15 protein-coding genes are annotated in these 13,982 nt (G+C 66.0%); 6 read left to right on the forward strand and 9 right to left on the reverse strand.

The features are described 5' to 3' along the window. Positions 1-65 precede the first annotated feature (65 nt). On the forward strand, positions 66-827 hold the full coding sequence (locus T8T21_RS18015) for an electron transfer flavoprotein subunit beta/FixA family protein (protein WP_322337803.1): 762 nt from the start codon (positions 66-68) through the stop codon (positions 825-827). Then, positions 824-1,750 (forward strand): electron transfer flavoprotein subunit alpha/FixB family protein, encoded by a 927-nt coding sequence (locus tag T8T21_RS18020; protein WP_322337804.1) that lies wholly within the window; start codon positions 824-826, stop codon positions 1,748-1,750. Before T8T21_RS18015 ends, T8T21_RS18020 begins: the two co-directional genes overlap by 4 nt. 138 nt (positions 1,751-1,888) lie before the next feature. Here the strand turns inward: T8T21_RS18020 and T8T21_RS18025 are convergent, their stop codons facing one another. The 7 genes from T8T21_RS18025 to T8T21_RS18055 are packed head-to-tail and all read right to left on the reverse strand — an operon-like array spanning position 1,889 to position 8,755. Next, positions 1,889-2,650: an enoyl-CoA hydratase/isomerase family protein gene (locus T8T21_RS18025; RefSeq protein ID WP_322337805.1), complete on the reverse strand. Its 762-nt coding sequence runs from the start codon at positions 2,648-2,650 to the stop codon at positions 1,889-1,891. Then, on the reverse strand, positions 2,647-3,510 hold the full coding sequence (locus T8T21_RS18030; RefSeq protein WP_322337806.1) for a MaoC/PaaZ C-terminal domain-containing protein: 864 nt from the start codon (positions 3,508-3,510) through the stop codon (positions 2,647-2,649). Before T8T21_RS18030 ends, T8T21_RS18025 begins: the two co-directional genes overlap by 4 nt. Then, a complete protein-coding gene (locus T8T21_RS18035) occupies positions 3,500-5,653 on the reverse strand; it encodes an acetate--CoA ligase family protein (RefSeq protein WP_322337807.1) in 2,154 nt (717 codons plus the stop codon). The genes T8T21_RS18030 and T8T21_RS18035 overlap by 11 nt, the downstream gene beginning before the upstream one ends. Further along, positions 5,617-6,771 (reverse strand): thiolase, encoded by a 1,155-nt coding sequence (locus T8T21_RS18040; protein WP_322337808.1) that lies wholly within the window; start codon positions 6,769-6,771, stop codon positions 5,617-5,619. The genes T8T21_RS18035 and T8T21_RS18040 overlap by 37 nt, the downstream gene beginning before the upstream one ends. Then, positions 6,768-7,148, reverse strand: a complete 381-nt coding sequence (locus tag T8T21_RS18045) for a Zn-ribbon domain-containing OB-fold protein (RefSeq protein WP_322337809.1) — start codon at positions 7,146-7,148, stop codon at positions 6,768-6,770. Before T8T21_RS18045 ends, T8T21_RS18040 begins: the two co-directional genes overlap by 4 nt. Positions 7,149-7,166: 18 nt before the next feature. Continuing rightward, positions 7,167-7,553, reverse strand: coding sequence for a PaaI family thioesterase (locus tag T8T21_RS18050; protein ID WP_322337810.1), 387 nt, complete (start codon positions 7,551-7,553; stop codon positions 7,167-7,169). Between the two features lie 35 nt (positions 7,554-7,588). Continuing rightward, positions 7,589-8,755, reverse strand: coding sequence for an acyl-CoA dehydrogenase family protein (locus tag T8T21_RS18055; RefSeq protein WP_322337811.1), 1,167 nt, complete (start codon positions 8,753-8,755; stop codon positions 7,589-7,591). A gap of 161 nt (positions 8,756-8,916) precedes the next feature. Here T8T21_RS18055 and T8T21_RS18060 point away from each other — a divergent pair, with 161 nt between their 5' ends. Then, positions 8,917-9,837, forward strand: coding sequence for an SDR family NAD(P)-dependent oxidoreductase (locus T8T21_RS18060; RefSeq protein WP_322337812.1), 921 nt, complete (start codon positions 8,917-8,919; stop codon positions 9,835-9,837). Between the two features lie 78 nt (positions 9,838-9,915). Next, positions 9,916-10,251 (forward strand): DoxX family protein, encoded by a 336-nt coding sequence (locus T8T21_RS18065; protein ID WP_322337813.1) that lies wholly within the window; start codon positions 9,916-9,918, stop codon positions 10,249-10,251. Between the two features lie 243 nt (positions 10,252-10,494). Here T8T21_RS18065 and T8T21_RS18070 read toward each other — a convergent pair whose 3' ends face one another. Together T8T21_RS18070 and T8T21_RS18075 are read right to left on the reverse strand one after the other, a co-directional pair. After that, positions 10,495-11,025 carry a dehydroquinate synthase/iron-containing alcohol dehydrogenase family protein gene (locus T8T21_RS18070; RefSeq protein WP_322337814.1) on the reverse strand — a complete coding sequence of 177 codons (531 nt, stop codon included), beginning with the start codon at positions 11,023-11,025 and terminating at the stop codon, positions 10,495-10,497. Positions 11,026-11,039: 14 nt separating this feature from the next. Continuing rightward, positions 11,040-11,321 carry an iron-containing alcohol dehydrogenase gene (locus T8T21_RS18075; RefSeq protein WP_322337815.1) on the reverse strand — a complete coding sequence of 94 codons (282 nt, stop codon included), beginning with the start codon at positions 11,319-11,321 and terminating at the stop codon, positions 11,040-11,042. A 560-nt stretch (positions 11,322-11,881) separates the two neighbouring features. On the opposite strand from T8T21_RS18075, the gene T8T21_RS18080 reads away from it, so the two are divergent. Together T8T21_RS18080 and T8T21_RS18085 are read left to right on the forward strand one after the other, a co-directional pair. Continuing rightward, a complete protein-coding gene (locus T8T21_RS18080) occupies positions 11,882-12,109 on the forward strand; it encodes an MDR/zinc-dependent alcohol dehydrogenase-like family protein (RefSeq protein ID WP_322337816.1) in 228 nt (75 codons plus the stop codon). 761 nt (positions 12,110-12,870) lie between these two features. After that, positions 12,871-13,806, forward strand: coding sequence for a helix-turn-helix domain-containing protein (locus T8T21_RS18085; protein ID WP_322337817.1), 936 nt, complete (start codon positions 12,871-12,873; stop codon positions 13,804-13,806). Positions 13,807-13,982 lie beyond the last annotated feature (176 nt).

Here is a 13,982-nt window from a genome sequence, read left to right on the forward strand (position 1 = left end):
ACGACGGCGAGGCAGACTGGCGATCCGGCGCGGCACAGGGGTGACCATCAGGAGAAAGAGCGAGCATGAAGATCCTAGTCCCCGTGAAGCGGGTGATCGACTACAACGTGAAGGTGCGTGTGAAGTCGGACGGTACGGGCGTCGATCTGGCGAACGTGAAGATGTCGATGAACCCGTTCGACGAGATCGCGGTCGAGGAGGCGATCCGGCTGAAGGAGGCGGGTGTGGCCTCCGAGGTGGTCGCGGTGTCGATCGGCGTGAAGCAGGCGCAGGAGACGCTGCGCACGGCGCTCGCCATGGGCGCGGACCGGGCGATCCTGGTGGTCGCGGCCGACGCGCCGGATCAGGACATCGAGCCGCTGGCGGTGGCGAAGATCCTCGCCAAGCTGGTCGAGGAGGAGCAGCCGCAGCTGGTGCTCTGCGGCAAGCAGGCGATCGACAACGACATGAACGCCACCGGGCAGATGCTCTCGGCGCTGTTGGGCTGGAGCCAGGCCACCTTCGCCTCCGAGGTGAAGATCGACGGTGACAAGGCGCAGGTGACGCGCGAGGTCGATGGCGGTCTGCAGACCATCTCGGTGAAGCTGCCGGCGATCGTCTCGGTGGACCTGCGGCTGAACGAGCCGCGCTACGCCTCGCTGCCCAACATCATGAAGGCCAAGAAGAAGCCGCTCGACGAGAAGACGGCGGCCGATTTCGGCGTCGACGTCAGCCCACGGCTGGAGGTGGTGAAGACCGCCGAGCCGCCGGAGCGCAAGGCGGGGATGATGGTCGGCTCGGTCGACGAGCTGGTCGAGAAGCTGAAGGATCTGGGGGTCGTGGGATGAGCGTGCTGCTTCTGGCCGAGGTCACGGACGGCGAATTGAACCGTGACGCCACCGCCCGCGCCGTCTCGGCGGTGCAGGGTCTGGGCGATGTGACGCTCCTGTGCGTCGGCGCCAAGGCCAAGGACGCCGCAAACGCCGCGGCGACGATTCAAGGCGTGGCCCGCGTGCTCTGCGCCGAGGATCCGCTCTACTCCCACCGCCTGGCCGAGCCGGTCGCGGCGCTGGTGGCGCAGCTGGCCGAAGGCCACGAGGTGATCGCCGCGCCTGCCACCACCGATGCCAAGAACGTCATGCCGCGCGTCGCGGCGCTCCTCGACGTGATGATCATCCCCGACGTGCTGGCGGTGCATGGCGACGGCAGCTTCGACCGCCCGGTCTATGCCGGCAACGCGGTGCAGACCGTGAAGTCGCGCGACGCGACCAAGGTGATCACCATCCGCACCACCGGCTTCGAGCCGGCGGGCGATGGCGGGTCGGCGGCGGTCGAGGACGTGGCGCCTGCCGCCGATCCGGGCCTGTCCTCCTGGGTCGAGGACAAGCTCGCCGAGAGCGACCGGCCGGAGCTGACCTCCGCCGGCATCGTGGTCTCGGGCGGCCGCGGCGTCGGCTCGCAGGAGAACTTCGCGCTGATCGAGAAGTTCGCCGACAAGCTCGGCGCCGCCGTCGGCGCGTCGCGTGCCGCGGTCGACTCGGGCTTTGCGCCGAACGACTGGCAGGTCGGCCAGACCGGCAAGGTGGTCGCGCCCGCGCTCTACGTCGCGGTCGGCATCTCCGGCGCGATCCAGCACCTCGCCGGCATGAAGGACTCCAAGGTGATCGTGGCGATCAACAAGGACGAAGAGGCGCCGATCTTCCAGGTCGCCGATTACGGCCTCGTCGCCGACCTGTTCACCGCGCTGCCCGAGCTCACCGAAAAGCTGTAGCACGCCCCTCGATCATCGGTGTTCGCAACTGACTGCTGACATGTCAAACTGCGACAGAAGAAAGGCCCGCTTCTACAGAAGCGGGCCTTTCCGGCATCTACGGACGTGGCGGCAGTGTGCCGATCGGCTCATTCGCGATCATCGGCCGCGGAACACGGGCCGACGCTTTTCGGCAAAGGCTGCCCGGCCCTCCGCAGCATCGCCGCTGCCGAGCAACATGGGCTGCAGCGTCGCCTCGTAGTCGAGAGCGGCGGCCAGATCCCGCGCGAACCAGTCGAGGATGAACTGACGCGGCAGGGCGGCACCCTCGGCCTCCTGCAGCGCCATCTCGCCCGCCACACGCGCCGCCTCTCCGGGCTCGGCCAGCGCATCGACGATCCCCAGATCGAGCGCCTCGCCCGCTTCGACGATGCGGTTGCTCAAGAGCAGGTGGCGCGCCCGCGCCGGGCCGATCCGGGCGGGCAGCGTGCTCAGCAGGCCCATGTCGGGCATCAGCGCGATCTTGGTGAACCCCGCAACGAAGCGCGCCTCGCGCGAAGCGACGACCGCTGGACAGGCCAGCGCGAGCGCGAAGCCGCCGCCCGCCGCCCAGCCTTCGACTGCGGCCACAAGGGGCTTGGGGAACCCCGCCATCCGGGTCACCATGTCGGCGATGACCGCGAAGCGTTCGCGATGCGCGCCAAGGCTGCGCTCGCCCTGATCGCGGATGTCGCCCCCGGCGGAGAAATTGCCCCCCGCCCCGGTCAGGACGACCGCGCGCACGGATTCATCGGCGGCGGCATCGCCGAATGCCGCGCGGAGCTCGGTCCGGCCAAGATGCGCAATCGGATTGCGCCGGTCGGGCTCGTTCAGGGTGATTGTGCGCAGCCCGTCGCTGTCGGTTTCGATGTCGATGCTCATGATGCCTGCCTGAGTTTGAACAGTCCGTTGTTGATGGCGATGGCGTTGCGATCCAGCACGCGGGTCCGGAACGAGCCGTCGTTCCAGATCTCGGTCCGCAGCGTCTCGCCCGGATAGACCGCCGCGGTGAAGCGCGCGTCCATCGACCCGAAACGCCCGGCGTCGTAGTCGCACATCACCGCCAGGAGCCCATGCGCGGCGAAACCGAAGGTGCACAACCCGTGCAGGATCGGCCGGTCGAAGCCGCTTTTGGCCGCGACGCGCGGGTCGAGGTGCAGCGGGTTCGGATCGGCGTTCCAGCGGTAGGACAGCGCCTGCTCCGGCCGGGTGGGCGTGTCGAACACATGGTCCGGCGCGCGCTCTGGGAGGCTGTGCGCCGGTTTCACCGGGCCCATCGGGCCGCCGAAACCGCCATCACCGCGCAGGAAAGTCGTGCCCCGGCAGGTGGCGAGGTGGTCACCACTCTCGGCCTCGCGGATCCGTTTTTCGTAGTAGAGCAGCGCGCCGCGCCCCTCCCCCTTGTCGATCAGCCCGGTGACGCGGGTCTTGGCGATGATCGTGGCCTCGGCAGGCATCGGCTTGTGGATGGTGATGCCCTGCTCGCCATGCACCAGCCTGAGCGCATTGACCCCGGTCTGGGGGTTTGCCAGCCAGAAGCCGGGATGGCCGAGCACGTTGACGATCGCGGGCATGACCCGGACATCATCCGCCAAGGCCCCGACATAGGGCAGCTGGCGCATGTCCATCGGGTCCTGCCCGAGCCCCACCGTCAGCCCGAAGCGCGCCACCTCGGCAAGGCCGTAGCTCTGCCGCACCTCGGGAATGTCGAAGTTCATGAGGTGATCATGATCAATGGCCATCGGCGCGCGCCTCCCCTGGGCCGAGCTCGATGACCGCGTCGAGCGCATAGGCCCCCTGCCCCGCCGGCATCGCAAGAACCGGGTTGAGATCGATCGAGGCCAGCCGATCCCCTGCGGCGGCAGCAAAGAGCGACAGCTTCGACAGCATCTCTGCCAGCGCTTCGATATCCACGGGCTCCGTGCCGCGCGCGCCCTGAAGGATCGCCGCGCCTCGGATCGACAGGATCATCTCCCGCGCCGCGGCGGCATCGAAGGGGCAGGCGCGCAGCGCCACGTCGCTTAGAAGCTCCACGAAGATGCCGCCGAGCCCGAACACCGCCATCGGCCCGAAGGTCGGGTCCCGGTTGATCCCCATTAGGCATTCCACCCCGCCCGAGAGCTGTTTCGCCACGAGCACGCCGGTCACGGCGGCCTCGGGGGCGTGTTGTCGCGCGGCCTCCAAGATCTCGGCATGGGCCGCGCGCACAGCCTGCAAATCGCCAAGCCCAAGCTTCACCGCGCCGATATCCGACTTGTGCAGGATATCGGGCGACAGGATCTTCATCACGACGGGATAGCCGAAGCCCTCGGCGGCAAGGATCGCGGCATCGGCGCTCTGCACCACCTGTTCGGGCGCGGCGGCAATGCCCGCCTTGGCCAGCAGCAGCTTGGCCTCGGCCTCGTCGATGTTCTGGGCCGGCAATGTTACCGGATCGGGCGCAGGCAGCGCCGCGGCCCGAGGTATGTTCTGCGCCGCGCCGAGCCGCAGCATCGCGTTCAGCGCGCGCACCGCGCGGCAGGGGTCGTTGAACACGAGGATGCCCGCCTCGTCGTAGCGGTGCAGCACCTGCGGGTCTCCGAGGGCGCAAAAGGCGATGATGCGATCAGGGTAGGCCGCGCGCAACGGGGCCATCGCCTCGAGGATGACGTCGGACATCGCCCGGCTGCCCGCCACATAGGTCAGGAAGCACAATACCGCGCCGTAGCCGCCCTCCTCGAGGGCTGTGCGGGTGAACTGTTCGAGCAAGGCGGGCTCGTTGAGCGCCTGCGCCGTGCAGTCGAGCGGGTTGGCGGCGGAGGCATAGGGAAGCGCCTCCAGCAGCCGGGCCTGCGCGGCCTCGGGCATGGCGGGCATCGGCAGGCCGATGCGCTCGGCCTCGTCGCTGATGACGATCCCCGCGCCGCCACTGACCGTGACCACCCCCAGCGCATGCCGCTTGGGCAGCACGCCCTTAGAGGCGGCATAGGCGATGTCCATCATCGTCTCGGGGTCGGTCAGCATGATCGCCCCATGATCGGAAAGCACCGCATCCGCGACCACGGCATCGCCGGTGAGCGAGGCGGTGTGCGAGGCGGCGGCGCGCGCGCCCACCGCCGAGCGGCCCGACTTCAGCATCAAGACCGGCTTTTTGGCCGCGCGCGCCGCATCGAGCGCCGCTAGCAGCGCAGGCGCGTCGTTGACGGCCTCCAGATAGGTGCAGATCACGTCGATAGTGTCGCTCTCGGCCATCCAGCCGATCGCATCGGCGACGGTGATATCGGCCTCGTTGCCGGTGGTGATCAACACCGAGGCGCCAAGCCCCCGATCCCGCGCGAGCGCGCCCAGATGTGCGCCGAAGGCGCCCGACTGGCTGGCGATGCCGATGTTGCCCGGCTTGGGGTGCCCGGTGTCGAGCGAAGAGGAAAAGGTGCCGAAGTAGCCGATGTCCACGTTGTAAACGCCAAGCGTGTTCGGCCCGAGAAGCCGCATGCCGTGCCGTCGCGCCAGCGCGACTAGATCGCGCTGTGCCGCCTCGCCCGCCCCGCCCATCTCGGCAAATCCCGCCGAGAACAGCGTCGCGGTCCGGCATCCCTTGCGGCCGAGCGCCTCGATGGTCTGCGCGACCAGCTTGGCCGGCACCGCGATCAGCGCCGCCTCGGGCGCCTCGGGGAGTGCCTCGACGCTGGCGTAGCAGGGCAGGCCCTGCACCGTGTCGCGCTTGGGGTTGACCGGAAGGATGCGCCCCTCGTAGTCCGCCTTGAGCATGGCCGCGATCGGGCGGCCGCCGATCCGGGTCGGGTCATCGGAGGCGCCGATGATGGCCACGGATTTCGGGGCGATTAGCCCGTCGATATGCGAAAGACTGGTCACAGGACGGCCTCCGATCCGAGAATTGCGGTGCATTGGCTCGACAGGGTGCCGCCATTGCCGTGGCACAGCGCGAGGTCGCAATCGGCGATCTGGCGCTCGCCCGCTTCGCCGCGGATCTGCGCCACCGCCTCGGCGATGAGGAACAGCCCGTACATCCCGGGATGCACGCAAGACAGGCCCCCGCCATTGGTGTTGACCGCCAGCTCGCCCCCCGGGGCGATGCGTCCCTCCTGAACGAAGCGCCCGCCCTCGCCCTTGGGACAAAAGCCCAGATCCTCGAGAAACAGGATCGTGTTGATGGTGAAGGCGTCATAGACCATCACGAGGTCCATGTCCTTTTGCGTCACACCGGCCATCTGCATGGCGCGCGGCCCGCTCTCGGCGGCGGCGGTGGTGGTGAGATCGGGCATCGCCACGATCGAGCGGTGATAGTTCGCGGCGCCTGCGCCGAGGAAATAGACCGGTTTGCCCGGCAGATCCCTCGCCCGGTCCGCGCGCACCAGCACGCAGGCGGCGGCCCCGTCGGTGACGAGGCAGCAATCGGCCTTGCTCAGCGGGTCCGAGATCATCCGCGCCGACATCACCTCGTCCTTGGTGAGCGGTCCGCGAGCAAAGGCCTCGGGGTTGAGGTTGGCCCAGTCGCGCGCGGCCAACGCCACATCCGCCAGATCTTCGCGCCGCGTGCCGTATTGGGTCATGTGCCGGCTCGTGGCCAATGCATAGGCGGTGATCGGGTGGCGCGGATTGTAGGGGGTCTCGTGCCACTGCGGCTCGCTCATCGACACGAGCCGCCCGCCCGCCGTGCGCTGGTTCGAGCCGTAGCAGACCAGCGCCGCGTCGCACAGCCCGGCCTCAAGCGCCAGCGTGGCCTGCAGCAAGTGCATCTCGAAGCTGGAGCCCCCGACGTTGGTGGCGTCAAAGAACCTTGGCATCAGCCCGAGATATTCGACAACGCTCATGGTCGGGAAAGCATGGCTGCTGGTCGCGGCGAAGACACCGTCGATGTCCTGCAGCTTCAACCCGGCCTCAGCGACGGCCTTGACCGCCGCCTGCCCCAGAAGCTCCATCGCCGAAAACCCTGGCGCTGCGCCCATGCCGGCGGTCGCCATGCCGACGATGGCGGTCTTGCCCCGGATGGCGTCCGCGCTCATGCCGCGCCCTCGCCTGCGAGGTCGAAGACGACGCGAGGCGCGTCCCCGGCATCCTCGATCCGTGCCCTGACCCTCGCGCCGATCTCGGCGGTTTCCACCTCGGGCAGCGTCGACATCATGCGCACGCCCTCGTCGAGCTCGATCAGCGCGATGTTGTAGTCGCCCGAGCGCGCACGGTTCACGGTGATCGCATGCACGGTCCCGGAGCCCTTCGCCGCGACCCATTCAAGGTCGGTGGCGCCGCTCGGCGATGTCACCTTGGGCCAGAATACGTATTCCCCCGTGCTCGCGGCGCGCTGGATCATGAACCGCCCCGCTGCCAGATGTGCCTCATAGGCGGCCTGCGGGCCGAGCTTCGCGATTTCAGTTTCGGTCATTTGTCCCTCCCCTTCGTCTCAGTCTTTCCAGCCCAGAAACAGATGCGTCTGCGAGGTCGAACCGACGATCTTGCCATCGCCGCGCGTCAGCGTGACCTGAAGCACCACCGTGGTGCGCCCCACGTGGACGGGCACGCAGCGCGCGATCACCGTGTCGCCGATCTTGACGGGCCGGATGAAATTGGTCTTCGCCTCGACCGTGGTGTTGGAGATCTCGGCGGGGCTGTTGATGAAGGATGCGGTGCCCGCCGCCGTGTCGGCCAGCGTCATCATCGCGCCGCCATGCAGCACGCCGTTGCGGTTGCCCATCGCCTCGGTCACCCGCATCCGGCACACCACCTCCTCGGGTGTGCAGGTTACGATCTCGATCCCCAGCAGCACCGAGAACGCCGATTGCGGCGGCATATCGTCAATACCGCGGGGCACATGCGCGACCATGCTCAGCCCGCCCTCTGCGCCAGCGTGCGGCGCGCGATGACGAGCTGCTGGATCTGGCTGGTGCCTTCGTAGATCCGCAGCAGCCGGATGTCGCGGTAGAGTCGCTCGATATCGTATTCCGCCATGTAGCCCGCGCCGCCATGGATCTGCAGCGCCCGATCGGCGATGCGCCCGGCGGCCTCGGTGCAGAAATACTTGGTGCAGGAGGCCTCGAGGATGGCCTTGCCCTCGCGGTCGAAGGTGTCGGCCGTGGCCCGGACGAGCGCGCGCGCTGCCTGAAGCTCGGCCTGGCAATCGGCGATCATGCCCTGCACCAGCTGGTGCTCGCCGATCGGCTTGCCGAACTGGCGGCGCTCCAGCGCGTAGTCTGTGGCGATGTCGAGCATGCGCTGGCTCTGGCCCACCGCCATCGCGCCCACGTGGATGCGGCCCCGGTCCAGAACCTTCATCGCGGTGCGAAAGCCCTGATGCAGCCGCTCCGGCCCGCCCAGGATCGCGCTTTCGGGCACGCGCACGTTCTCGAAGATCACGTCAGAGGTTTTGGTGCCGCGCTGGCCAAGCTTGCGGTCGGGCTTGGCCACCGTGATGCCGGGCGTGTCCGCGGGCACGATGAAGGCCGAGACCCCGTCGGCACCGGGTTTGTCGGCATCGGTCCGGGCAAAGACGGTGAACACCCCGGCGCGCACGGCATTGGTGATGTAGCGCTTGGTGCCGTTGATGACGAAATCATCGCCGTCGCGCCGGGCCGAGGTGCGGATGCCGCCCGCGTCGGAGCCATGGTCGGGCTCGGTCAGCGCAAAGGAAGCGATCACCTCGCCGCTCGCCACGCCGGGCAGCCATTGCTCCTTTTGCGCCTGCGTGCCGTCCATGACGATACCTTGTGAGCCGATGCCCACATTCGTGCCGATCAGCGAGCGGAAGGTCAGCGAGGCGTAGCACAGGGTTTCTATCAACCGCGCCTCCTGCGGCACGTTCAGGCCGATGCCGCCGAACTCCTCGGGCGTGGACAGTCCGAAAAGCCCCATCTCCTTCATCTCGGTCACGATCTCCTCAGGGATCGCGTCCTCCTCCTCGACCCGGCGTTCCGCCGGGATCAGCCGCTCGCGAGCGAAACGACCCACCGTTTCCACGAGCTGCTCGAAAACATCCTCGTCCACACCTTTCGCCATGGTTGGTCCTCCCCTTGGCACGAACTGCATCCTCCCTTGTTCTACAAACGGTATTCTGTATAGTAAATAATATTCTTTTAGGGAAATAACGCGACGCGGTTAGGTTCAATGCCGTGCCCCTCGAGAAACCACTCGAAACATCCATGAAGAACGGAGGAGATATGCCCGACATGAAACCCCTCAGTGGCAAGGTCATGCTGGTAACTGGTGCCGGCAACGGCATCGGTCGCGCCATCGCGATGGAGGCCGCAAGAGCCGGGGCGCAAGTCGTCGTCAACGACATCGGCGCATCCCTCGATGGCCAGCGCGAGTCCAGCGCCGCGGCACAGGACACCGTGGCCGAGATCGAAAGATCGGGTGGCGTCGCCATCGCCAATGGTGACGATGTCTCGGACCCGCAGGGTGCGAAGAACATGGTGCAGCAGGCCGTCAGCGCCTTTGGCCGCCTAGACAGCGTCGTCAACAACGCGGGAATCCTGCGCGACTGCTTCTTTCACAAGATGAGTTTCGAGGACTTCGACGCTGTCGTGAAAGTGCATCTCTATGGCACCTTCAACGTCAGCCGGGCCGCGTCGGAGGTGATGCGCGAGCAGGGCTCCGGCAGCCTGATCCACATGACCTCGACCTCGGGCCTGATCGGCAATCTCGCTCAGGCCAACTACTCCGCCGCGAAGCTGGGTGTCGCGGCCCTGTCGAAATCCATGGCGCTCGACTTGAAGCGCTGGAACATCCGCTCGAACTGCATCGCGCCCTTCGCCTGGAGCCGGATGACCTCCTCGATCAAGGTCGATAGCCCCGAGCAGCAGGAGCGGGTCGATCGGATGAAGGAGATGAAGCCCGAGAAGATCGCCCCCGTCGCGCTCTACCTCGCGTCGGACCAAGGCGCCGAGACCACGGGACAGATCTTTGCAGTGCGCAGCAACGAGATCTTCCTGATGTCCCAGCCCCGTCCGGTACGGGCCGTCCATCGCGGCGAGGGCTGGGACATCGACAGCGTGACGCGCCATGCGATGGCTTCGCTGAAATCGAGCTACGTGCCACTCGACGTCTCGGCCGATGTGTTCAACTGGGACCCGGTCTGAGCTCACAAAAGGCGATGACGCCAGCCGCCTCCGCAGGTTTCCCGCGGAGGCGCGCCCTGTGAATCGCGGGGCTATTCAGTGAGCGCCTTCACCATCCCCGGCACCGTCGCCTTCTTCGAAAGTCTCGGCTTGCCCGGCTTTCTCGCCTACCTCACGATCTTCGCCGAACTGGCCGGCGGTGTCGCCCTGATCCTGGGCGTTGGCACCCGGCTCGTGTCGATTGCGCTGATACCCGTCCTTCTCGGTGCCACCTGGGCCCACTCCAGCTTTGGCTGGAGCTTCTCCAACGAAGGTGGCGGCTGGGAATACCCGCTCTTCTGGACCGTCGTGCAGGGCATCGTCGCCGTGCTGGGGCGTGGGGCTTTCGCCCTGCGCGTGCCCGAACTGGATCGCCGCCTCGGCCAATTCGCCTGACCGGTCTGTTTTCGCTTCGGCTCGTTTCCTTCGAGCCGCGGCACTTCATTGGGGGCGATCACCATGTTCACCGCTGAACACCGCGAGGACGTGCCTAATCTGCCCCCCTCGATCTCGAGGATAGTATCGGCTGGTTCAAGCGGACCTGCCGACCGGCTATTCTTCCGGCCCAAGCGTCCCTCAGAAGTTGAAGAACCTCGTCCCGCGTTAGCGATCTGTGATTCCAGTAGGATGCATGCATGGTCAAGTCGGCGGCCTGCTCGAGATCGGCCTCCTGCAAGCCCAGAACGCGCAGTGGCTGGGGCGCCCCAGCTCGCGAGAGAAGGCTGCCAGCGCCGTCCCTGCATCCTGCTCGCCGAAAATCTCCCTGACTGGGTCGAGCAGCGCGCCTACGGCCTCCTCGTTGAAGGCAATCACGTGGGGCAGGATGCCGGCATGGGTCTCCGCGTGAGGCAGGTTGAAAGTGCCGCCGAGGACATGGCTGAGCTTGTGATGTAGCGCCATTCCGACCTGACCGAGGACAGTCCCGCATAGCCAAGCCCCGTAGAGTGTCTGGCCGCGCGCATAAAGATCGTCGGGATTGCCGCGAACAGCCGGAAGACCGGTCCAAAACGCCTTGAGTCCCTCAACGGCGAGCACTGTCGAGATCGGGTTCCGGTCCTCTGCGTAGAGCCCTTCCAGGGCATGAGCCATGGCGTTGAGCGCGCTTGTGACCGTAATCTGGATCGGCAACGAGCGGACCAGCTCTGCGTCGTAGAGGACGACCTGCGGCAACACCCGAGGATCGCTCAGAGTGGTCTTGCTGCCCCCTCGGTTTGACCCAGCACCGGGGTTGCCTCGCTACCGGCATAGGTCGTCGGAAGAACGACCTGAGGGAGGCCGGTTCTCCAGGCGAGGGCCTTGCCAAGGCCAATCGTCAAGCCGCCGCCGATCGCGAGCAGGCAGTCGGCGCCCAAATTCTGCACCTCGGATAGTGCCTCGTCCGTAACGGAGGTAGGGGTATGCATTTCGGCCCGGGCGATCACTCCGACGGACATAGCGCCGATCTCAGCGGAGAGCTTTTCTGCCATCTCCCGTTTGCCAGGGGTGGACATAACTGCGGCCTGTCCCCCGTCGGCGCCTCTGGGACATCTGAGTTGATTTTGTAACGGAGGGGTTCTGGCTCATCGTAACCACTGAGGAGTGGAGATGAGACAGAAACGCCGAACAGCCAGACCGACGACGGAGTCGCTGGTGCAGGACATCCGTCAGCGCACGCGGAAGCACCATTCGACCTAGGAGGAGATCCGCATCGTCCTAGATGGGCTGGATGGCGAGGACAGCGTTGCGGAGCTCTGTCGGTGCAAGGGGATCGTCACGGTCGAATGCAATCACGCCCTACACATCGACAGCCCGCTCTCCGATGTCGAGCTAGCCTCCCTCCTCTGCGCTTTCTCGACCGCCCAGGGGATCATCCAGCGCGCACGCCTCGGCGCCGAGCGGGTGCTGATCACCGGTGCCTCGGGCGGTGTCGGCTCGGCGGCGGTGCAACTCGCCAAGCGGCGCGGCGCGCATGTGACGGCGGTGAACAGCGCGGCCAAGGCCGACGAACTGCAGGCGTTCGGCGCCGACGCCATCTTGGCGCGACGACTTGCTGCCCGCGCGCGCTTTCGCCGTCGCGCTCGACCTCGTCGACGGGCCGCGTTGGCCCGCGCTGCTCGAGGCGCTGGCGGCGCACGGCCGCTACGTAACCTCCGGTACGATCGCGGGACCGATCGTCGAGTTGGACCTGCGCACGCTCCACCTCAAGGACCTGACGTTGATCGGCAGTACCCGGCAGGACCCCCGCGTCTTTACCGATCTGGTGGGCTATATCTAGCGGGCCGAGATCCGGCCTGTCCTCGCCGAGACCTACAAGCTGCGCGATCTGCGCGCGGCGCAGGAGGCGTTCCTCGAGAAGTCGCATGTGGGCATGATCGGGATCGAAATCGCTGACCGACGCCTCTTCGCGAGCGCAGCTTGCTGCTGTGGGGTGGGGTCACAGTATGACGCCGCCCTTTGATGACTTCGATTACTGCCGAACAGGTCCCGACCACCCTGCCCTTTTAGTGCCCATTCGGAACCCTGCTACTCTACAAAACTGCGTAACCCGAACCCTCAAGGGTTACTGCACACGGCTTAGCGGCTAACAGCCCGCGAAATCAGCCAGAATCGTCCCTGAGTTGGTCCGACGATTCTCCAATTTGACGCGATCCCGCACTGCTGTCTGGTCCGAACCAAACCGCCGCTGCTTCGCTGCAGCCGAGATCAGAAACAAGTTCTGATGACAAAAGCATTTGTATTCATAGTGTTAAATGGATTTCTGACACATCGCTCGATCCTAGCATGACGCGGATACATTTTTGTGATTGCTTAACTAGGGGCAATTGTGCATCTCTGCTAACAGCATTGCCTATAGAGAAAGCCGGATGCCGATGCCGCTGTAGATACCGCCCCGAACAAGACGAGAGCCCGACCAGTTGGCGCTGACCGAGCTCTCTACATGTCCTGGCTGCTAAAGCCCTATACACTCTTCTTTTAGCAGCCGCTTCGATCCCTTTGCAAGCCTTTATGGCTCGCGAGACCACGAAAGTGTGCGAAATGCTTAGATTCAATCCGGTAGCCACCGGCTACACTGCCCTGCCCCAGGAACTGATGACCTTCCCGATGAGCGATGGCGCCTTTCGAACGCTGGTTCTTCTGTGCTCTCACGCCTCGTCCGAGACCGGCGAGTGCTACCCGTCGCAATCGCAGCTCGCCGCGATGATGGGTAAGAGCAAGGGCAGCGTCTCGGCCTATGTGAAGGAGCTGCGCGGGCTCGGCCTCGTACAGACCGAAAACCAGATCTGCCGTCATGGCGGCAACTATCGTCTCCGCTACTTGGTGACGTTCTGGCGCGATTGGCGGGCGGCGCTGCGGCAACGTCGGACAGCATCGGCAGTTCAGCCCGTCGAACGCCCCGTTCAGCTCGCCGAACGCCATAAGGAAGAAAACCATATCCAGGTAAACCACACCCCTACGGCGCGGCCGGAGCCAGTCTCGAAACCGGCAACCGATCGCGTGGGCGACAAGGCTGTGGTGGTGGTGGTCGATGATCTGGTTCGTCGCTGGCAGACGGCCAAGGGCGGCGCCCCGTTCCCAAGCTTTGAGGCGGAGGTGCCAGACGAATTGGTCACCGAAACGCGACGTTTGGTTCAAACGATGACCGTCCCGCAGACGCCCCCTGCCCCGTCCGAGATCCGGATCGCACTGCAGAAGCTCTGGCAGGATCGCGGTATCAAAGTGGAGGAGCCGCTGCTAGATGGTCAGTTGCGGCTTTTGATCCGTGACCCCGATCCGCGCGGTCTGCTGCAACGGCTCGGTGCGCATCTCGCGGCACACTGGCCACGCCACTGGCGGCGTATGTCGACGCCGGCGCAGTTCGAGGCGATGATCGCAGGCCTGCCAACTCAGCCCGCCGATCTCGGGGTGAAGCTGCGGCTTCTGGCTAGCGACCTGCGACGACATGCGGCGCTGCGCCTTCGGGAAACCGGATGATTACCGCGGTAATCATCCAGGCTATAAAGCTTCTAGCGCTGGCGAAACCGCAGTGTCGCGGCAACGGTCGAGCGCATTTTGCGCGGGTGGATCGGGAACGTCGACATTGCAGGCTGACGCGGCACCCTGCATGCAACAAGATCGAACACGAGTTTTAGGCTGATTACCGCGGTAAT

This window comes from Limimaricola variabilis, assembly GCF_034371605.1.
In the GTDB taxonomy this organism is placed as follows: domain Bacteria; phylum Pseudomonadota; class Alphaproteobacteria; order Rhodobacterales; family Rhodobacteraceae; genus Limimaricola; species Limimaricola variabilis.

Bases quoted from the DNA above. Each gene is read 5' to 3' on its own strand.
- T8T21_RS18075 (WP_322337815.1), bottom strand. From the start codon at position 11,321: ATGGCAGAAAAGCTCTCCGCTGAGATCGGCGCTATGTCCGTCGGAGTG.
- T8T21_RS18030 (WP_322337806.1), bottom strand. From the start codon at position 3,510: ATGGCCATTGATCATGATCACCTCATGAACTTCGACATTCCCGAGGTG.
- T8T21_RS18055 (WP_322337811.1), bottom strand. From the start codon at position 8,755: ATGGCGAAAGGTGTGGACGAGGATGTTTTCGAGCAGCTCGTGGAAACG.
- T8T21_RS18085 (WP_322337817.1), top strand. From the start codon at position 12,871: ATGCTTAGATTCAATCCGGTAGCCACCGGCTACACTGCCCTGCCCCAG.
- T8T21_RS18045 (WP_322337809.1), bottom strand. From the start codon at position 7,148: ATGACCGAAACTGAAATCGCGAAGCTCGGCCCGCAGGCCGCCTATGAG.
- T8T21_RS18040 (WP_322337808.1), bottom strand. From the start codon at position 6,771: ATGAGCGCGGACGCCATCCGGGGCAAGACCGCCATCGTCGGCATGGCG.
- T8T21_RS18020 (WP_322337804.1), top strand. From the start codon at position 824: ATGAGCGTGCTGCTTCTGGCCGAGGTCACGGACGGCGAATTGAACCGT.
- T8T21_RS18060 (WP_322337812.1), top strand. From the start codon at position 8,917: ATGCCCGACATGAAACCCCTCAGTGGCAAGGTCATGCTGGTAACTGGT.
- T8T21_RS18015 (WP_322337803.1), top strand. From the start codon at position 66: ATGAAGATCCTAGTCCCCGTGAAGCGGGTGATCGACTACAACGTGAAG.
- T8T21_RS18050 (WP_322337810.1), bottom strand. From the start codon at position 7,553: ATGCCGCCGCAATCGGCGTTCTCGGTGCTGCTGGGGATCGAGATCGTA.
- T8T21_RS18035 (WP_322337807.1), bottom strand. From the start codon at position 5,653: ATGCACCGCAATTCTCGGATCGGAGGCCGTCCTGTGACCAGTCTTTCG.
- T8T21_RS18025 (WP_322337805.1), bottom strand. From the start codon at position 2,650: ATGAGCATCGACATCGAAACCGACAGCGACGGGCTGCGCACAATCACC.